This is a genomic window from Bradyrhizobium sp. AZCC 2289 (genome assembly GCF_036924615.1).
In the GTDB taxonomy this organism is placed as follows: domain Bacteria; phylum Pseudomonadota; class Alphaproteobacteria; order Rhizobiales; family Xanthobacteraceae; genus Bradyrhizobium.
Window position 1 is genome coordinate 145,986 of record NZ_JAZHRY010000001.1, and the last position, 18,269, is coordinate 164,254.

Genomic DNA, 18,269 nt, shown 5'->3' on the forward strand with positions numbered 1-18,269 from the left:
GCTAAATAGCCCCTCCAAATGCCCAAATTGCCATAATCCGGAACCCGTGACACAAGCTCACCCATGAGCGATCGCGACCGAAAACCGCCGTTCCGCCGTGGCGGCGGCAAACCCTTCGAAAAGGGCCGAAAATCGGCCGGCCGGCCGGCCTGGCGCGACCGAGGCGGGGGTTCGGACGGGCCGGTGATTCTCTATGGCTGGCACACGGTGGTGGCAGCCCTGGCCAATCCGCAGCGCGAGATCCGCAAGCTCCTGCTGACCGAAAATGCCGCCCGCCGCCTCACGGACGAGAAAATCGACACCCGCGTGCCGCCGGAAATCGTCCGGCCCAACGCCATCGACCAGCGGCTCGGCCCGGACGCCGTGCATCAGGGGCTGTTGGCCGAAGCCGATCCCCTGCCCTCGCCCGACATCGATGAGCTGACGCAGGAAGGCATCGTGCTGGTGCTCGACCAGATCACCGATCCGCACAATGTCGGTGCGATCATGCGCTCGGCCGCGGCGTTTGCGGTCAAGGCCATCGTCACCACGGCGCGGCACAGCCCGGAGGCCACCGGCGTGCTGGCGAAATCCGCGTCCGGCGCGCTGGAGCTGGTGCCGCTGGTCACGGTGCAAAATCTCGCGCGCGCGCTGAACGAATTGAACGACCGCGGATTCCTCACGGTCGGGCTCGACAGCGAAGGCAGCGATGATCTGGGCGCCGTCGCCCTGCGACAACCGCTGGCGCTGGTGCTCGGCGCCGAGGGCAAGGGCCTGCGGCAATTGACGCGCGAAACCTGCAGCGTGGTGGCGCGGCTCGACATGCCCGGCGAAATCAAGAGCCTGAACGTTTCGAACGCGGCCGTCCTGGCGCTCTATATCGGCGCCAGCCGGCTCGGCCTGATGGGCTGAATTAAAAGAACAACGCCCGCTCGCGTGACGCGAACGGGCGCTGAGTATTTTAATCTACGCTATCGACCAGTCGAAGCGCTCAGTAGTAGCGGCGCAGCACGTGATGGCCGTAGTGATAGGGCGCGTAGGCGTGATGCGGCGCGTAGCCGTAGTGATAGCGCGGCGCGTGGTAATAGCCGGTGTGATGCCACCGACGATAGTGGTGATGCGGGTGGTAGTAACCGGGGATCGCGCTCTCCTGATAGGTCGGCTGCGGAGCCCAGTTGCCCGGACCGGTATAGGTCGGGCCCTGGTTGACGTAGTAATATTGGTACACGGGATCGGCGAGCCGCTCATGGGCCCAGCCGCAGGGGTTGCAGCCCGAATAGCTGTAGGCCGGCGCCGGGGAAACATAGACCTCCGGCAGCCCGCAGGGGCTAAAGCCGCACGCCATTGCGGGCGCAGCAACCATCGCGGCGACTGCCGCAACCAATCCTGAAATCATCTGACGCATTATTCTCTCCTGTAAGTGTTTTCTTGTGGGCGTGGGTTTCTTCAAAGTCTTCCTGGGAAGTTACTACGGCATACCCCGATGTTTGCGGGGATGAACATTCGGTGGCGCGCCAAGGAGACCGTCGCCCTGCGGCGCATAGATGATCGCAGGCGGATTGACCGGCACATCGGACTGCGCAGGCAATGGCGCTGATTGTGCCGACCAGGATTGATGATAGCTCTCGGCCGGCTGCGGCAACCTGCGGCCTAGCGGCGGCTCGATCTCCAGACGGCCGTAACCCGGCAAATGGCCCGCGCTGGGATAATAGTGGCCGACATTCGGAACCGGATCGATGACGCGGCCACCATAGACGGTCGGCTGCACTTGCCAATTTTGACCAAGGCCCCATTCGCCTTCGACCACCGCATAGGATGCATCGACGCCGTTAATGATGACGGGCACGCCGGCGCGGCCTGGAATGACGATGTCGAAGCCGCCGCCGGCGAAAGCCGCCGACGTCGTCGCCAACAAAATTGCCAGTGTCACGCAAATGCGCATTGCTTGGAGTCCGGACCTCTCTGGCCGCAACCTAATCCAATGCGCGGACCCAAGGGTTAAAGCGTCCGACCAAACTGCCGGTAAGCCTAACGCGTAAGCATCCGCGTCTGTTCAATTGCGAGAGATTGCAATCAGTAATTGTTAACGCGGCCGGGCCGTTCGAGCGTATCCGCTTACGTAAACACCGTTTCGACGATCGTCGTGACGCCCATCGCAACGGTAACGAGGCCGACCGCGCCTTGCAGGCCGCGATTGGCAAACGTGAGCCAGCGCGCGGAGGCCGCAATCGGCACCGCGATCAGCGTCGACAGCGCGCCCATGCCGATCATCGAGCCGATCCCGAACAGCGCGACGTAGCCAAGTCCGATCGCGGGACTGGAGCCCTGCGATACCGCCAACACCAGCAGCGCGGCAGAGCCGGCCATGCCGTGCATCAACCCGACCAGCAGCGTGCGCCAGCGAAAACCATGCTCATGCGCGTGAGCAGCGCGCGCATGGGCTACGGCTTCGCCGGCGTGGCTGTGGGCGTGGAAATGGACCGTGCCATCGCCGTGGCCGTGCCGGTGAAAATGCACGCGGTCGCGCCAGAGCCGCCACAGCACATGCGCGCCGAGACCGACCAGCATGACCCCGACGGCGGTCTCCATCGGACGCGCCATCGCCTCGGGGATCGCGTGACCGAGCAGGATGGCGGCGCCGGCGAAGGCGAACAGCGTCAGCGTATGGCCGAGCCCCCAGGTCAGCCCGTGCTTGACGATATCACCGACGTCGGTGCGGCGCGCGGCAATGCTGGATACGGCGGCGATATGATCGGCCTCGAGCGCGTGCTGCATGCCCAGCAAAAACCCAAGCCCCAGAATTCCGAACATATGCCCCCTGCCCCATATGAGGTCGCATCAAACACCAGGTCGCAGCACTTGTCAGGTCAACACTTCATCGAACAGGCTTTGCATCGACGCCCATGAACGGCGGTCGGCCTGCGCATTGTAGAGCGCGCTGCGCAGCATCGATCCGTCGGAGGCGGGATTGGTGAAACCATGCAGCGTATTGCCGTAGCTGATGACCTGCCAGTCCCGCACGGCGGCTGCGCGCATCTCGTTCTCGAAATCGGCGACTTGATCGGGCGGCGCCAGGGGATCGTCCGCGCCGGTTAAGACCAGCACGCTCGCCCTCACCTTACCCGATACCGCCGGCATTTTCGTTGCCAGCACGCCATGGAAACTGACGACGGCCCTGAGATCGGCGCCCGCGCGCGCGAGTTCGAGTACCACCGAACCGCCGAAGCAAAATCCGATGGCCCCCAGTCGTCGCGCGTCGACTTGCGGCAACGCCGCCAGCGTTTCCAGCGCCGCACGGCCACGGGCGCGGAGTTTTTCCGGCTCGGCGCGGAGGCCGCCGACCAGGGTGGTGACTTCCTGCAGGTTCCGCGCCTGCCGCCGCTCGCCGAACATGTCGGCGGCGAGCGCGACATAGCCGAGGCCAGCGAGCCGGCGCGCGCGTTCCATGGCGAAATCGCCCAATCCCAGCCCCTCGTGAAACACCAGGATGCCCGGTTGCGGCTCAGCGCTATCATTCCAGGCGAGATAGCCGCGCAAATTGGCTTGTTCGCAGCGGTAATCGACGTCGCGCGTCTGCATGAAATCCATTGGTCCTTGAAATCGACGGTAACCGGAACTTCACACCGGTTTGAAGCGTACACAACCCGAAATCGGAACATCGGCCGGCGCCATCCGTTCTTCTCACCCTTCCCACTCCGGAGAAACCGCATGACGAAATTTCGAATTCTCGGCGCCGCCGCGATCCTCGCCTCCGCCCTGGCAAGCCCTGCCATGGCGCAGGAGGTGGTCACCAGCCCCGGCAAATGCGCGCAGTACTATCCGAACGCCAATTGCCAGAATTACGGACCGGGCAATCCCTACCGAGGCGCCTATCAGCGGCGTGCCTACCGGCACAACGGCACCTGGAACGACAGCTACAATCGCTGGAATGGCGACCGATGGAGCGAACGAGATACCGGCTTCTGGCCGGGCGATGTCGCAGCTGGCGTCGTCGGCGGGGCGGTCGGCACCGCGGCAGCCATCGCCACCGCACCGCTCGCGAGCGACGCCTATGCCCGGCAGAACGGTTTTATCTGCACCCCCGGTACCTACTTCCGCGGCGAAGACGGCCGCCGGCACCTCTGCCAGTAAGACTTTCGCGCTTTGAGGCAAAAAGGGCGGCTAAGGGCCGCCTTTTTTGTGCGCGATCATGGTGGAAGCGGGCTTCGAGGTTCTGGCTCTTTGCGGGCAAGTCTGATATTCGGGCCGCCGATCCCCTCAATTCGCCGGTTTAGCTCAGCGGTAGAGCAGCGGTTTTGTAAACCGAAGGTCGGGAGTTCAATCCTCTCAACCGGCACCAGCATTTATGCTGGTTTTCTGCACAAATGTAGCCCCAAATTTCCGGCACTTGGCAGCCAAATGGGCTACAGGGCTACATGGGGCTACATTCGGGCTAGGAGCCTGTCCGAATAGCGGCTGTTCAATTCTGAGCGAGTCTGATTCAACCTTGGGCTATGAGCAAGTATTTTCGCCCCTGGAATATCGATCAGACGCTGCTTCTGCCGCCGAATGTGCAGGACTTCGTGCCGAAAGGCCATGTCTCGCGGTTTATCGTTGAACTGGTGCGGGAGAGCCTCGATCTCAAGGAGATCACGGGCAGCTATGTGAGCGGGCTCGGGCAACCGCCGTTTGACCCGCGGATGATGGTGGCGCTTCTGCTGCACGGCTATGCGAGTGGGCTGTATTCGTCGCGGCGGATCGCGAAGGCCTGCCGCGAACGGAATGATTTTGTGATGATTGTGGCGCTCGATCCGCCGGATTTTCGCACGATCAGCGACTTCCGCAAGCGGCATTTGAAGGCGCTCGGCGCGCTGTTTCTGCAGGTTCTGAAGTTGTGCGAGACGGCAGGGTTGGTCAAACTCGGCCATGTCGCGCTTGATGGCACGAAGATCAAAGCGAACGCGTCGAAACATAAAGCGATGAGTTATGAGCGCATGAAGAAACGCGAGGCGGAATTGAAAGCCGAGGTCGCTCGCATGCTGGCGGCCGCCGAGGCGGCGGATGCCGAGGAAGACGAGACTTTCGGTAAGGACAAGCGCGGCGACGAGCTGCCGGATTGGGCTGGCGACAAGGAGAAGCGGCTGGCGAAGATCCAGCAGGCGATGGCGGCGCTGGAGGCGGATGCCAAGCTGGCGGCGGAGGAAGAGCGTCGCATCGAGGTCGAAAAGGAACAGCAGCGCCAAGTCGAAGGCCGCAAGAAGCCGGGCAAACCGGCGGCGCCGGCATCGGACCAACCTGATCCCAAGTCGCAACGCAACTTCACCGATCCGGAAAGCCGCATCATGAAGTCGAAGGATGGCTTCGTTCAGGCCTATAATGCCCAGGCCGCCGTCGACGCAGGCGCCCAGATCATTGTCGCGCACGAACTGACGCAGTGCGGCAACGATCAGGGCCAGCTGGTGCCCCTGATCGAGGCCATCGAGAACAATCTCGGCCGCAAGCCGGAGCAGGCCTCGGCGGACTCCGGCTACTGCAGCGAATCCAATCTCGAAGCGCTCGAAGCACACGGCGTTGACGGCTATGTCGCGCCCGGACGCGCCAAGCACCCGACAGCAGCGAACGGAAAAATCGGCGGACCGCTGACCCAACGGATGCGAAAGAAGATCGACGACGGCGGCTTCGAAACACCCTACCGATTGAGAAAGCAAGTAGTGGAACCGGTGTTCGGACAGATCAAACAGGCGCGCGGCTTCCGCCAGTTCCTGTTGCGGGGCGTAGAGAAAGTGCGGGCCGAATGGGCCATCATCTGCACCACCCACAACCTCCTGAAGCTGTTCACCCTCGCAAACGCAGCCTCAGCCGGCTAACCTGCAACAATGCCCATCGCAACGCCTATCTGGACGGGCTCCTAGGTAAGCCTTCAGCATGGAGTAGTCCCACGGAGCGACCGACCAGTTTATCGGTCATGCTGTGACCTGCGCCGAGTTTCCAGCGCAGGGACCTTAAATGATTCACTGACGACCGCGAGCCGAGTCGTAAACGAATTCTGAATTTTCAAGCAAATTATTCGCGGGACTCGCGGCGTAGAATCGCCGGATGTTTCTCTCTATGAGAACGCCACCAAGTTCGAACCGCCCTCAAACGCTGGTCGCAGTGACTTTGGCGCTGTTCGCAGCCTCTTCGGTCAATTTGCTGATCTTTTGCTTCGTGAGTTAGTCGGCCTCTCGTGATGTGATCGTGTCATGCGAGCAATCTTGCCCCTGGGCGATCATCTCCTACACCGCTAGGATTTCGCAGAAGCTCCGCTTTCGCGCAGGCGTTTCCTCGCAAGCACGACGGCAGGCGTTGCGAGCGCTCTCCTTACAACGCAGGCGACAGCCGATACGCTTGCCGACGTGCCGCCGCGCGAGGTGGGTGCCGATCTCTCGGGGCATCGTCGGTTTACGGCCCTGCCGTCACTGCGACGGTTATTTCCTGCCGCCGATCCGAGGGCTGTCGGACGCGATTTGTCGATTGAGACGGATCGGAAAGCCGTGGGCCGGCCGCAACGGCTCGCCGTTCTGGCCGTATGCGATGAAGGCCTCGTCCATGATCTCCTCGGTGAGCGGAATACTCGGATCAACGCCGGCTGCGTCGGCGCCTTCCGCCAGCATCCAGGTGGATCGGCGGTCCTTCCCGACGAGATCGATGAGAAAGGGAAGCGGAACGCCGGTCCACTCATTGGTGCTCACAAGACCGTGACATTGGGGTCCGCCTTTTTCCAGTTTTCCCAGCCATTACCGGTGCATTCGATGAAGACCGTGCGGGTGATCGAGGGCAAACGCAAGCGCAAGGACGACTGAGATGTCCGAGGTCACCTACTACGTCGCCCTGCCCTTCGTCGTTGCCGACGACGGCGTCGCCGCTGGCGAGGCGACCGAATGCTTCAACCTGAACGCGGCCGTGATGAAGGCGGAGGCGCTTTCGCGCAAACCCGGCGTCGTCGGCGTGGTGGCATTCAGCCGGACGGGAGATCCCGCGACCGGCGATTTCGGCGACGCCAAGGTGATCCGCAAGTTCGGCGACGTGCCCGAGGACCTGAGCGCGTTCTGAATCCGTTCGGTTCAGCCTTTCAAGTCGAATTCGGTGCGCAGCCTGTCCGCGATCGCTTCGATCATCTCGGAGCGCCCCGCATCTTGCGGTCCCTCCGTCATGATCCCGACCTTCCAGGTATCCTCAAAGGGCACGACCGAGATGGCAAGATCTGTCGGCAACTCGCTGATGTCTTCCATCTCCAGCCTGATCGCGGCCTCGAGCTCTTCGCGCGTTTTTGCTGGCTTCTTCAAGCTTGTCTTTCGCCCCGCGGGACAGATCCCTTGTTGTCCGCGCGGGCTTTGGAAGGTGGCAATCCACCATGAGCGCAGCCCCGCGTTTGGGGGGCTTTTCGGGGCTTGGGGGCGGAGCTACGCAGGCCGCGCAATGGTCGCGGCCCGTTTAATCAACTCCTCCGCGCCGCGGCCGTTCCGATGAACAAGCCGCCCTTTGAAAATCTCGTCCTGACTCGCGCATTTTGCCGACAGCCGGCGCAGTTTGGGTATGATGGCCTCTGGGCAAGGGTGTCATGGGCAGACCGACCAACGACCGACCGATGTGTCCTGTGTGCAAACACAGGATGGCCCTGGCGCGGATTTCTCCCGGCGAGCGCGGGTTCGAGGAGCGGACGTTCGAGTGCTCCACCTGCGGCCGGACGGAGACGATCTCGATCGCCGTGGATCCCATGAAGTCTGATGCCGTGGGCTGGCTCGCCGGCGAGCTCAAGCCGCCGCGCTGACGCGCGGGCTTGGTCCGGAGTTGGCTAGTGGCGGCGCTGCGGGCCGTCCTCGACGATCACCTGGCTGACGTCCGGCTCATCGACGCCGTCGGTCTCGTTGCACTTGCAGGGCACGCCAGCCCCGCACACGCACCCGAGTTGGGCATCCCACGGTTTGTCCGGATGGTTCTCGCAGACCCAGCCGACGCCTTTGCAGATCGGACACTTCGGGTTCATGCCTTCGACAGCCCCTTGAACGAGCTGGCCCGCAGCAGCCCCTCGGCCGTGATGTCGCGGTACTCGATTTCGGCGACGAACTTTGGTTCGGTCCAGGTGGCCCTGAGAGCCTTGATCGGCTTCGTCAGCTTCGATTTCGGGCTGACGACGGTGTCGAGTTGCTTCCGGATCCGGCTCGAAACGGTGCGCGACCAGCCGGTGCCGACCTTGCCCATGTAGACCAAATCCTTTCCCTGCTTCCGGCCGAGGTGCAGCGCGGCCACGCCCGTGGGGTCCTTGACGAACCCCACGACCGGAAACTTCGCCCGCTGCACGCACTTGATCTTGACCCACGCATCGCTGCGGTCAGATCGGTAGGGCGCGTCGCGTTTTTTCGAGATGATGCCCTCGTATCCCAGCTTGGACGCATGTTCGAACAGGCGCGCCCCGTCGCCCTCGAGATGGTCGGCGTACATCACGGGGCCTGCCAATCCCGTCTCGTCGAACAGTCCCTTCAGGATGCGCTTGCGCTCGATCAGGGGCGCGCCCCGCAGGTCGAAGCCTTCGAGGAAGAGAAGATCGAAGGCGAGGAAGGTCAGCGCTCCCTGCTGCCCGCCGGCGAGCGCGGCCTGGAGCTCGGAGAAGTTGGTCCGGCCGTCCTTCACCACGACCACCTCGCCGTCGAAGATCGCGCGCTCGACCGGGATGTCGAATGAGCGGGCGATCGCGGAAAAGCGCTTCGTCCAGTCCAATCCGTTCCGGGTGTAGACCGTCACCCTGCCCTTGTTCAGGTGGATCTGAAGGCGGTAGCCGTCGTACTTGATTTCGTGGAGCCAGCCGTCGCCGGCGGGGGCCTTCGACCTCAGCGTCGCCAGCTGGGGCGGGACGAATCCCGGCATCTCCGAGGGCCGTGAGCCCTCGATCGTCCGCGCCAGGAACCGGGTCTGGGTACGCTTGGCCAACTACGCAACTCACAAAAAGCCCGCCGCGGCCGGAGGGCGACGACGGGCAGTCTACTTCGTATATCCCACGATTTGGTAGCCCGCAGGATCGTTCGTTCCGACGGCATGCACCGGACAAGCTTCTAAGGCCGGCGCTCTCTTAAGCCGCGCGTCCCAAGGCAGCTTGGGTACCTTCAGCGCGAAAGCACCATCGCCCAGCAGCGCTTGGGTGAGCAGCATGACGGCCCAGACGAAAGGCATTTCCCATCCACCCTCGACGAACCAGAAGCTCTTGCGAACCATCCAGAAGTGGGTGGCTCCCATCATCATCGGCAAAGTGTAGATACTCACCCAGCGAGTGTAGACGCCGAGCAACAGCAGAACGGCTGACGCAAATTCCGCGCTCAAGGCGTAGGCGAGAACCCATTCCGGATATCCGGCCTTCAGAAGCCCATTCCACCAGACGCCGATGGGCTTGAGGACGAACTTGCCGTACAGGGCAGCGATGAACAGTCCGGCAATCGTCACGCGTAGTAGCAATGCAGCATAAGGCGCAATCCTTTGGTCAATCATCGGTCGCTCCTTGAAATGATTTGAAGCAGCGTGAGTTTGTCGCGTTGCCGTAAATTTGCAACCGGCCGGAAGCGCTCATGGGCGGGAATCTTTTGGACCGCTGCAAAAAGTGCGGCGGCAAGGGCCGGATCCCCGAACCTCGGAGACGCGCCGCTCTGCACGGGTTGGATCCCGCTCGCCGGGTCGTCCGGCATATCGTCTTCGGTCAGTTTCATCTCGAGCCGCAGGCTGACCAGCCTGGCGCTGCGGTAGCGGAATTTCGAGCCCCGCATCAGGGCAAACTTGAACCGGCCGGCGATCAGCTTCTGCAGGATCGGCGATAGCGCGTCCGCCGGGATCCCGACGTGTCCGTCGATCCTGTCGGGGTAGGCCTCAAGCCCACCCAGCGCGATGGGCTTGAAATCCTTTCGGTGCTCCTCGCTCATGTCGAACGACGGCAGCAGCGAGACCTCGACCTGATCGGTCTTCAACCCCTTCGGCCACAGCATCCTGCCGGTGACCTTGAGGTGCCTGAATTCGTTGTAGGGGTCCGCCTCGCGCCACAGCGTGTTGAGGGACAGCGAGTAGCCCCAGTCCCAGCCGTCGATCTCGACCACGTAGTCGACCAACACCTCGCGTGGGGTGCGGCCGCGCTTCTTCCTGGCTGACTTCGGCTTCGGCTCGGCTGTCATGCGCGTGGTCCGCGCTTCCCTATCCGGCGCCAGGCTATCCGAGTCGGACCATGGCGTCGAAGCCGGCTACGACGAGCCCAAGCGCTGGTCGCGGTCGAAGGCCATCGATGGGCGATCGAGGACAGCTTTGAAACCGCGAAAAACGAGTTCGGGCTCGATCACAACGAGAGCAGATCCTGGCATGGCTGGCACCGTCATGTGTCCTTGGTGATGCTCGCCTTCACCATGATGGCCGCGATCCGACATCGCGCTAATCTGCCACCGCCAAAAAAAACGAAACGGCGCCCCCCGGCAAAAGCCAAAACATAACCGCACCGCCACTGATCCGTTGGTCAATCCAGGAAATCCGCCGCATTGCCATCAGACTTGCTCGAAAGCGTATTCAACCCGCACGCATCATCGCATGGTCTTTCTGGCGCAGAGCTCACCAGGCTGCCGCTCAACGCGCTCACTTCAAATCAAAAAGACAACTGTAATGCTAGTCCGGTCGGGGTGACCTAAGGCCAAAGCACGAAATCGCTGCGCGATAGCCCGCTGCGCGGGTAGCCCAACCGTGAGTGCGGTAACCGGAGGCAAGATCGTCAAAACACAAATTCGCTGCACGCTAGTTCGTCCGTTGAGGCGATGCGGCTTGTCTGCGAGCATGGTGGTCGCGGATAGAACGGTCCGCAATTCCGCGCCCGAGATGCAGAAGGCTATATCTGCATCGTCAAGAATTTGAATAACGAACACCGTGCAATCGGAGAAGCAGTGATCATCTTGACGAGTAGGTGCCGTCGCGGGGTTGGTAGGAATTGAGTGTGGCGTAGTCTCCGGGGTGATCAACCTCGAATCATCCGGCGTTGAAGCGTCGGACTGGAGACCACGCCATGACGAGCACTACCACGAAGCCTGATTCTTTGCAGCCTGCGGCCGATATGGCCGGCGATCTTTTCGACAATTGGTTTGATCCGCTTGAGGCCGAAGTGCGGGCTCGATCGCGTGAGTTCATCGAAGAACTGCTCCGCGGCGAGCTCGAGGCGGCACTTTCGCGGCCACGTTACGGGCGCATCCCGATGTCCGGCAACGAAGGAAGAGCGAGCGTTGCGGGCCACCGCCACGGCAGCCGGACGCGATCGCTGACCGGCACGTTCGGACCGATCGAGATCGCGGTGCCGCGCGCCCGTCTGACCACTGCCGATGGCAAGACGACCGAATGGAAGAGCCAGACGCTGCGGGCCTATCAGCGGCGCACACTGGCCGCCGACGCGCTGATCGCGAGCACGTATCTCGCTGGCACCAACACGCGGCGGGTGCGTCGCGCGCTCGCGGCCTTGTTCGGCGGGACGGTCGGCAAGGACACGGTGAGCCGGACCTGGCGCAAGGTGAAGAGCGACTGGGACGCCTGGCACACCCGCTCGCTGACTGGAGAGCCGATCGTGCGCCTGATCCTCGACGGCACCGTGGTGCGCGTGCGGCTCGACCGCAAGGCGACCTCCATCTCGCTGCTGGTCGTTCTCGGCGTGCGCGAGGACGGCCAGAAGGTGCTGCTCGCGATCAAGAGCATGGGCGGCGAGAGCGCCGAGGCCTGGCGCACTGTCCTTGCTGACCTCATCAATCGCGGGCTGCGGCGTCCGGAATTCCTCATCGTCGATGGCGCGCCGGGGCTCGACAAGGCCATCGCCTCCGTCTGGGACGGCGTGCCGGTCCAGCGCTGCACGGTCCACAAGCACAGGAACCTGTTCGCACATGCCCCAGAGCGGCTGCATGACGAGATCACCGCTGATTACAACGACATGATCTACGCGACGACGCCTGAGGAGATCGAAGCGCGCCGCAAAGCCTTCATCCGCAAATGGAGGCTCAAGCATCGCGCCGTCGCCGACAGCCTGGAGGAGGCAGGAGAACGCTTGTTCACCTTCACGCGCCTGCCGCCGAGCCAATGGCGCAGCGTGCGCACCACCAATGCAATCGAGCGGCTGCACGAAGAGTTCAAGCGAAGAATCAAGACGCAAACCGTGCTGCCGTCAGCAGACACCGCAGCCATGTTGTTCTGGGCGCTGCTCGCCTCTGGACAGATCAACATGCGCAAGGTCGATGGATGGCAGACGCTCGCCGTAAAGCCTGGCAATCAGCCGATTGACCTCGCAGCCTGAAACGATACCCTCATGTTCCCGGAGAATGCGCCACGCCCAATTCCAACCATTTCTCCGACGGCACCGACGAGTACAGTTTCGGTTGGACAAAATTGAGGTTTGTTGCAGTCTTCAAAAATTGGTTCGCCCTATGATGCTCCATGGCTGTCGCAAGGCTGATCGCGCAGAAGTTGTCGAACGTGACCTTTTTACAACGCCTAACTCTTTGAAATCACATAAGAGGCAAAAGGAGCTTTCCCCACTTGTGCAACACTCGTGCCATAACGCCAAAGTTGTGCATCCCTTCGAGGCCAGTACACCCTTCGAAAAATTACCCGGCTGTCCCTGTCGGAAACCTAATCCGGCTGGTACGGGAGGCCGAATCGCGCAATGCTTCTGTCTCATGAGAGAAGCTTGCAGCCTGGTCTGGTCGGTGCTGGTCTTATTGTTCCGGTCGCGGGCCTCGTTGGAAGCTGAGATCCTGATCCTTCGTCATCAACTTAACATCCAGCGACGGCATCTGCCGAAGAGAGTGGCCTTCAGTGCCATGGATCGCCTGATCTTTGTTGGGCTGTATCGTTTGGTGCCAAATACCATCAAGGCGCTGACGCTTGTGAAGCCGGATACCGTCATCCGTTGGCACCGTGCCGGTTTCAGATCGTATTGGCGCTGGAAATCGCGGCACCGCTGCGGCCGACCAACGGTACCGTTGGAAATTCGCCGGCTGATCCGCGCGATGAGCATCGCCAACCCGCTGTGGGGAGCGCCGAGAATCCATGGAGAGCTTCTCAAGCTCGGCATCGAGATCGGCCAGACCAGCGTCGCCAAGTATATGGCGCGGAGGAGGGGCCCTCCCTCGCAGGGATGGAAGACGTTCCTTCGCAACCATGCGGATGGCATTGTCGCAATGGACCTCTTCGTCGTGCCGACCATCTCGTTCCGGCTGCTCTATGGTTTGCTGATCATGGGCCATGGCCGGCGGCAGATCCTGTGGTTTGGGGTGACCGCGCACCCGACGGCCGAATGGATCGCCAATCAGTTCACTGAAGCCTGTGGCTGGGAGCAAATCCCTCGTTACTTGATCAGGGACCGCGATCGAGCTTATGGCGAGATCTTTGTCCGCCGGGTTCGGTCGATCGGCATTCGAGACCGCCCGACGTCTTTCCGCTCACCTTGGCAAAATGCCTGCGCAGAACGGTTGATCGGTTCAATCCGGAGGGAATGCATCGATCATGTCGCAGTCTTCGGCGAACGCCATCTGCGCCACGTTCTGCTGTCGTACAAAGATTACTACAACGCCACGCGCACTCATTTGTCATTGAACAAGGATGCCCCGGTCCCTCGCGGCGTTGAGTGGGCCGGGAATATCGTCTGCCGCCCGATCCTGGGCGGACTGCACCATCAATATGGCCGGATGTGATTTACGGTAGGCACCGGGCTGCCCACTACTGCTGACGAACAATTTCCGCTTCGCTCTCGTCGCCGAAACGTGAATTAGCGACTTCTCGCCGGCTATCAGCGATCTGCGAATTGCCGCGTCAGGCGCCAAACTCAAAAGGGCCTTCGGGGGAACAACATCCTCATTGATCCGAACCAAGGCCACCGCAGAAAACTCAAGGCCTTTTGAGCGGTGCATGGTCGACAGCCGAATGCCTGATTTCGCCCTGTTATCGGCCTCGCCAGGTGCGATCTGTACCGTCTTGTATCCCTTCTGCTTCAAGGCCTCGCCGATTTCCTTCAGGATAGGGTTCGTTCGCGAGAGGACACAGATGTCGGACTCGTCGATCCCGTCATCCTTACAGTTCTCAATCCATTCAGTGAGCGCATTCATTTCCCCCGCGGTGGTCTTCGCGATAAGAACCTCGGGCACCGGCCCATGGAACAGGCTGCGGTACCCGCGGAGATCGTCGGACGATTCGTCGAGGTCGTCGACGGTCACACCTTCCATCACCGCGACAGCCCATCGACGGATTTCGTCAGAGGTGCGGTAGCAAACCTTCAGTTTTTTGCTCCTTCCCCGCACGTCGATGCCGCACTTCGTCATAGATGCTTTGCGCCCATAGATGCGCTGATGCGCATCACCGACAACGAAGAGACTATCGGGTGCAGCCTTGCCTCCGCCTCCGTCCGCCTTCGGCGCGATCGCCGCGATCAGCTTGAAAGCTTCGGCACCAAGGTCCTGCGCTTCGTCGACGACGACGGCGCGATAGGGCAGGAGCGCCGGCTTTGCCGCCAAAATCTCTCTCGCTGCCCGGTAGGCGTCCTCGGGCTCCGACAGGTTTTCCTGATCGAGCCGCGCTCTGTATGCAGCAAAAATCGCCCAGATCCCTGGAGGTATAAGTGCAGCAATGAGCGTCCGCTCGTTCTTGGGCGGCAACATATTCCGGAACGCGATTCGAAAGACGCTGGTATGTCGCTTTTGCGGCGCCCAGGACAGCGCTGGAAGACGCGCGTCATATGCTTCCTTGCTCACCAAGCGCTGATAGTTGGTCCTGGGAGTGTAGTTCGTCGAAATTAGGTCGTGTTCGATGATCGCGGCGCGATCTTCATCAGCTTCTGGCGTCTTGTAATACGGATTTCCGATATAAAAAGCAGGACCTGTAATTACCCCTATTACACCCCTTGCTTCAGAAGTGCCTGTGCCGCAGGGCTGGGAGGGCCGTCGCGCGGGGCCGCGTCCGCAGATCGTACGCCACCAGTCCCACCCCCGCCCCCCGCCGAGGCAAAAAAAGGCCGCCGGCAGGGGCCGGCGGCGCAAACTGGTCGAGCAGGAGGCTAGGCCGCGACACCCAGCAGATCGTCCATGATGGCGTGGCCGATCACCTGGACGACGCGGGCGTCGCTGTGGTCGTAGCGGCGTCTCAGCATGTCGAGCGAGATGCCGCAGATCGCCGAGATCACCGTTGCCGACTGCCCCTTCTCGATCATTCTGGTGATGCAGGTGTGTCGCAGCGTGTGGATGTCATTTCCGTTGGCTCCGTACGGTTTCAGATGCCGGACGTATAACGGCCCAAGGTTTCGCGGGGGTCTCATGCCAAAGAAAATCTGAAACTACCTCAGGGGTCTTCTTTCGGAGACACTGACGCCCCAAGTCCGTGCTTTTCGTGCGACGTCTCCTGGGGAGCATGTCTTCCCTGGATACCGAACGACCGAAGCCCATCGACAGGGCGTGATCTCGGTAGACGAGGTCATCAAAGGATCGGTCTCAGAAAAATCTCTCGCGATCGACGTTCAGCGGTGCACTTGTCTCAACGTGGGTGACACGGGCATTCTTTCTGGCCATGTCGCTCCAAGCCAAGCATCTGGACCCGAAGAGCGTACTCTACCTCCGTCGTTCGTTGGGACCTCGGCGCGATCCGAATTGATGTCCGTTCCACCCTCGACAGCAGACATTGTCAGGCCGGCCCCGCATGTCCATTTCGTGCCATGAACAGACATGCCGCTTGCGCCGGACAACCCAACCGACGACCCACGCAGAGGCACGTCGAGGCCTACCCAGAAGCGCAGGGCCGCGCCGTAACTCGTCTAGCTCACATAGGAGGTTTTGATTGAGAGAGCCGTCAGCTTTAGGCCATACTGAAATTCATCTGTCCTCAATTTCAAATGAAGCGCTGCGTTATCGGCAACTGGGAGCTAAAGCGAATGAATCGGCGAGAGTTAATCACCCTCGGCATGGCAGCTCTTGCCTGGCCAAGCTGCGCAAACGCCCAAGTTCCCGGGAGGATTCCCAAAATCGGCATGCTTTGGCACGCAGGCAGTGCTGAAGAGGAAGGAGCGTACTTCACGTCACTTATCGAAGGCTTCAATGCCTTGGCATACGTTGAGGGGCAAACAATCCTGTTCGAGCACCGATATGCTCATGAGCAATACGATCGGTTCCCGGCCCTCGCCCAGGAGCTTGTCGGTCTGAAAGTGGATGTCATCATGGCTTCCATTCTGCCCGCCGCGCGTGCGGCCAAGCAGGCGACCAACACGATTCCGGTTGTCTTCGTAATCGTATCCGATCCAGTCGGCACCGGGCTCGCCAAGAGTTTGGCGCACCCGGGCGGCAACCTGACCGGTATGTCGAACATCTCTGAGGATCTGACCACCAAGAGGGTTCAGACTTTTAAGGATACTGTGCCACATCTAAAAAGGCTGGGCTTGATCGTGCATCCCGGAGGCCAGAGCCCACAACGGGTCTTCGACGAGTACCGCGCCGCCGCGGCTCTCCTCGGCATCGAAACAGTCGTGCTCGAAGCGCACACGCCGGCCGAAATCGATGTTGCTATGGAGAGCGCAAGCACCCGAAGCCTCGACGCCGTCGCGTCAGCCCCCGATTCAATGATCTTCAACTCACGAGGACGGCTCGCTGACTTGGCGCTCAAAAGTCGCCTGCCGTACATGGGAAGCAATCTCGACGAAGCGACAGCGGGCGCACTCCTCGCTTATGGCCCTAGCCACGCCGATATTTTTCGGCGCTCTGCAGCGGTCGTCGACAAGATTCTAAAAGGGGAAAAACCGCAAGACATCCCGATCCAGCAACCCGTGACCTTCAATCTGCGGATTAACCTTCAGACGGCGAAAAAGCTCGGACTCAATATCCCGCCGCTCCTCCTTGCCCGCGCTGACGAGGTGATCGAATAAGGAGGCGCGACGTCTGCTAATGGGATGGTCCGGCCGTGCTCCTGCCCCGCCAGCAAGCGAAGCTGGCAAGGGGCGCCAAAGACAAGGAGCACGCCATGTCTCAGATACCCAATACCGCGATCGCCGTGATCGGCATCGATATCGGCAAGAACTCGTTCCACGTCGTGGGCCACGATGCGCGCGGCGCCATCGTGCTGCGGCAAAAGTGGTCGCGTGGCCAAGTGGAAGCGCGGCTCGCCAATATACCACCTTGCCTGATCGGCATGGAAGCTTGCGTCGGCGCGCATCACCTGAGCCGCAAACTCGCATCGCTTGGTCACGATGCCAGGTTGATGCCGGCCAAATATGTCCGCCCCTATAGCAAGGGACAGAAGAACGACTTCAATGATGCCGAAGCGATTGCCGAAGCCGTGCAGCGCCCGACGATGAAGTTCGTGGCGACCAAGACCGCGGAGCAACTTGATCTGCAGGCGCTGCATCGGGTGCGCGAGCGGCTGGTCTCGCAACGCACCGGTATCATCAATCAGATTCGCGCCTTCATGCTGGAACGCGGGATCGCCGCGCGCCAGGGTATCGGCTTCCTGCGCAAGGAGCTGCCCACCATCCTTGCGACGCGCACCGATGCCCTGTCGCCCCGCATGTTGCGTGTCATCGAGGAGTTGGCAGGCGACTGGCGCCGGCTGGACCAGCGCATCGATGGCCTCTCCGGCGAGATCGAAGCCCTGGCCCGTCAGGATCAGGCATGTTCGCGCCTGATGACGGTGCCCGGCATCGGGCCGATCATTTCGAGCGCCATGGTGGCCGCGATCGGCACTGGAGACGTATTCTCCAAAGGCCGCGACTTCGGCGCCTGGCTCGGACTGGTGCCCAAGCAGATCTCGACGGGAGACCGCACGATCCTCGGCAAAATCTCCAGGCGCGGCAATCGCTACCTGCGCGTTCTGTTCGTGCAGGCGGCATGGGTTGTGCTGGTCAGGATAAAGGACTGGGAACGTTACGGGCTCAAATCCTGGATCGAAGCCGCCAAGAGGCGGTTGCACCACAACGTGCTCGCGATCGCGCTCGCCAACAAGCTTGCCCGGATCGCCTGGGCGGTGCTGGCCAAAGGACGCGCCTTCGAGCTGACGAGGACCGATGATGCAAGCGTCCGATCTGCTTGATCCTCGCGCCGTGCTCGGCGCGGTCAAGGCGCAGCCTGGCAACGCCGGCGCCCGCCGCAAGCCAAGCGCGACGGCCGGCCTTGACCGCCCCTGCGCGCGACGCGATCGACGTTCTGCGGGCCGGGACGAAGGAACGGCCCTTGGCTCGAACAAAGGAACTGCGCGACATGAGGAGCAAGCGATGACGTAACCCTATCAACAGTTTCCAGCCGAGGTCTGCG

21 protein-coding genes, 1 tRNA gene and 1 pseudogene are annotated in these 18,269 nt (G+C 61.7%); 11 read left to right on the forward strand and 12 right to left on the reverse strand.

Features of this window, described 5'->3' with window-relative positions:
- Window positions 1–63: 63 nt before the first annotated feature.
- The gene (rlmB, locus tag V1289_RS00780; RefSeq protein WP_334395216.1) at window positions 64–891 is read left to right on the forward strand and encodes a 23S rRNA (guanosine(2251)-2'-O)-methyltransferase RlmB; all 828 of its coding nucleotides are present in this window, start codon (window positions 64–66) and stop codon (window positions 889–891) included.
- Window positions 892–970: 79 nt separating this feature from the next.
- On the opposite strand, the gene V1289_RS00785 is transcribed toward rlmB, so the two are convergent.
- The 4 genes from V1289_RS00785 to V1289_RS00800 form a co-directional block, all read right to left on the reverse strand.
- A complete protein-coding gene (locus V1289_RS00785; RefSeq protein ID WP_334395217.1) occupies window positions 971–1,384 on the reverse strand; it encodes a hypothetical protein in 414 nt (137 codons plus the stop codon).
- A gap of 63 nt (window positions 1,385–1,447) precedes the next feature.
- Window positions 1,448–1,921 (reverse strand): hypothetical protein, encoded by a 474-nt coding sequence (locus V1289_RS00790; protein WP_334395218.1) that lies wholly within the window; start codon window positions 1,919–1,921, stop codon window positions 1,448–1,450.
- Between the two features lie 173 nt (window positions 1,922–2,094).
- Window positions 2,095–2,790 carry a HoxN/HupN/NixA family nickel/cobalt transporter gene (locus V1289_RS00795; protein WP_334395219.1) on the reverse strand — a complete coding sequence of 232 codons (696 nt, stop codon included), beginning with the start codon at window positions 2,788–2,790 and terminating at the stop codon, window positions 2,095–2,097.
- 51 nt (window positions 2,791–2,841) lie between these two features.
- Entirely contained in the window at window positions 2,842–3,558 is a 717-nt protein-coding gene (locus V1289_RS00800; RefSeq protein WP_334395220.1) for a dienelactone hydrolase family protein, read from the reverse strand.
- A gap of 129 nt (window positions 3,559–3,687) precedes the next feature.
- Between V1289_RS00800 and V1289_RS00805 the strand changes: the two genes are divergently transcribed.
- The 3 genes from V1289_RS00805 (at window position 3,688) to V1289_RS00815 (ending at window position 5,825) form a co-directional block, all read left to right on the forward strand.
- The gene (locus V1289_RS00805; protein WP_334395221.1) at window positions 3,688–4,110 is read left to right on the forward strand and encodes a hypothetical protein; all 423 of its coding nucleotides are present in this window, start codon (window positions 3,688–3,690) and stop codon (window positions 4,108–4,110) included.
- Window positions 4,111–4,243: 133 nt separating this feature from the next.
- Window positions 4,244–4,318 (forward strand) — tRNA-Thr (locus tag V1289_RS00810).
- Window positions 4,319–4,472: 154 nt separating this feature from the next.
- Window positions 4,473–5,825, forward strand: coding sequence for an IS1182 family transposase (locus V1289_RS00815; RefSeq protein ID WP_334395222.1), 1,353 nt, complete (start codon window positions 4,473–4,475; stop codon window positions 5,823–5,825).
- A gap of 600 nt (window positions 5,826–6,425) precedes the next feature.
- Here V1289_RS00815 and V1289_RS00820 read toward each other — a convergent pair.
- On the reverse strand, window positions 6,426–6,689 hold the full coding sequence (locus V1289_RS00820; protein WP_334395223.1) for a molybdopterin-dependent oxidoreductase: 264 nt from the start codon (window positions 6,687–6,689) through the stop codon (window positions 6,426–6,428).
- A gap of 112 nt (window positions 6,690–6,801) precedes the next feature.
- Here V1289_RS00820 and V1289_RS00825 point away from each other — a divergent pair, with 112 nt between their 5' ends.
- Window positions 6,802–7,050, forward strand: a complete 249-nt coding sequence (locus V1289_RS00825) for a hypothetical protein (protein ID WP_334395224.1) — start codon at window positions 6,802–6,804, stop codon at window positions 7,048–7,050.
- An 11-nt stretch (window positions 7,051–7,061) separates the two neighbouring features.
- Here the strand turns inward: V1289_RS00825 and V1289_RS00830 are convergent, their stop codons facing one another.
- Window positions 7,062–7,283 carry a hypothetical protein gene (locus V1289_RS00830; protein WP_074272416.1) on the reverse strand — a complete coding sequence of 74 codons (222 nt, stop codon included), beginning with the start codon at window positions 7,281–7,283 and terminating at the stop codon, window positions 7,062–7,064.
- A 326-nt stretch (window positions 7,284–7,609) separates the two neighbouring features.
- Here V1289_RS00830 and V1289_RS00835 point away from each other — a divergent pair, with 326 nt between their 5' ends.
- Complete coding sequence (locus tag V1289_RS00835) at window positions 7,610–7,768, forward strand: response regulator (protein ID WP_334395225.1); 159 nt, start codon at window positions 7,610–7,612, stop codon at window positions 7,766–7,768.
- 24 nt (window positions 7,769–7,792) lie between these two features.
- Here V1289_RS00835 and V1289_RS00840 read toward each other — a convergent pair whose 3' ends face one another.
- The 4 genes from V1289_RS00840 to V1289_RS00855 are packed head-to-tail and all read right to left on the reverse strand — an operon-like array spanning window position 7,793 to window position 10,148.
- Window positions 7,793–7,984 (reverse strand): hypothetical protein, encoded by a 192-nt coding sequence (locus V1289_RS00840; protein ID WP_334395226.1) that lies wholly within the window; start codon window positions 7,982–7,984, stop codon window positions 7,793–7,795.
- Window positions 7,981–8,925, reverse strand: coding sequence for a non-homologous end-joining DNA ligase (gene ligD, locus V1289_RS00845; protein ID WP_334395227.1), 945 nt, complete (start codon window positions 8,923–8,925; stop codon window positions 7,981–7,983). Before ligD ends, V1289_RS00840 begins: the two co-directional genes overlap by 4 nt.
- A gap of 51 nt (window positions 8,926–8,976) precedes the next feature.
- A complete protein-coding gene (locus V1289_RS00850) occupies window positions 8,977–9,477 on the reverse strand; it encodes a DoxX family protein (RefSeq protein ID WP_334395228.1) in 501 nt (166 codons plus the stop codon).
- Window positions 9,474–10,148: a hypothetical protein gene (locus V1289_RS00855; protein WP_334395229.1), complete on the reverse strand. Its 675-nt coding sequence runs from the start codon at window positions 10,146–10,148 to the stop codon at window positions 9,474–9,476. The genes V1289_RS00850 and V1289_RS00855 overlap by 4 nt, the downstream gene beginning before the upstream one ends.
- A gap of 78 nt (window positions 10,149–10,226) precedes the next feature.
- Between V1289_RS00855 and V1289_RS00860 the strand changes: the two are divergent.
- The 3 genes and pseudogenes from V1289_RS00860 to V1289_RS00870 all read left to right on the forward strand — a co-directional run.
- Window positions 10,227–10,457, forward strand: a pseudogene (locus tag V1289_RS00860) (transposase); the annotation flags it as partial.
- A 608-nt stretch (window positions 10,458–11,065) separates the two neighbouring features.
- Entirely contained in the window at window positions 11,066–12,283 is a 1,218-nt protein-coding gene (locus V1289_RS00865; RefSeq protein ID WP_334407198.1) for an IS256 family transposase, read from the forward strand.
- Window positions 12,284–12,809: 526 nt separating this feature from the next.
- The gene (locus V1289_RS00870) at window positions 12,810–13,682 is read left to right on the forward strand and encodes an integrase core domain-containing protein (RefSeq protein WP_334395230.1); all 873 of its coding nucleotides are present in this window, start codon (window positions 12,810–12,812) and stop codon (window positions 13,680–13,682) included.
- Here the strand turns inward: V1289_RS00870 and V1289_RS00875 are convergent.
- Entirely contained in the window at window positions 13,578–14,735 is a 1,158-nt protein-coding gene (locus tag V1289_RS00875; protein WP_334395231.1) for a 3'-5' exonuclease, read from the reverse strand. The genes V1289_RS00870 and V1289_RS00875 overlap by 105 nt on opposite strands.
- 302 nt (window positions 14,736–15,037) lie before the next feature.
- A complete protein-coding gene (locus tag V1289_RS00880; RefSeq protein WP_334395232.1) occupies window positions 15,038–15,190 on the reverse strand; it encodes a hypothetical protein in 153 nt (50 codons plus the stop codon).
- 714 nt (window positions 15,191–15,904) lie between these two features.
- On the opposite strand from V1289_RS00880, the gene V1289_RS00885 reads away from it, so the two are divergent.
- Both V1289_RS00885 and V1289_RS00890 read left to right on the forward strand, forming a co-directional pair.
- Entirely contained in the window at window positions 15,905–16,888 is a 984-nt protein-coding gene (locus V1289_RS00885) for an ABC transporter substrate-binding protein (RefSeq protein WP_334395233.1), read from the forward strand.
- A 95-nt stretch (window positions 16,889–16,983) separates the two neighbouring features.
- Window positions 16,984–18,048: an IS110 family transposase gene (locus tag V1289_RS00890; RefSeq protein WP_334395234.1), complete on the forward strand. Its 1,065-nt coding sequence runs from the start codon at window positions 16,984–16,986 to the stop codon at window positions 18,046–18,048.
- Window positions 18,049–18,269 lie beyond the last annotated feature (221 nt).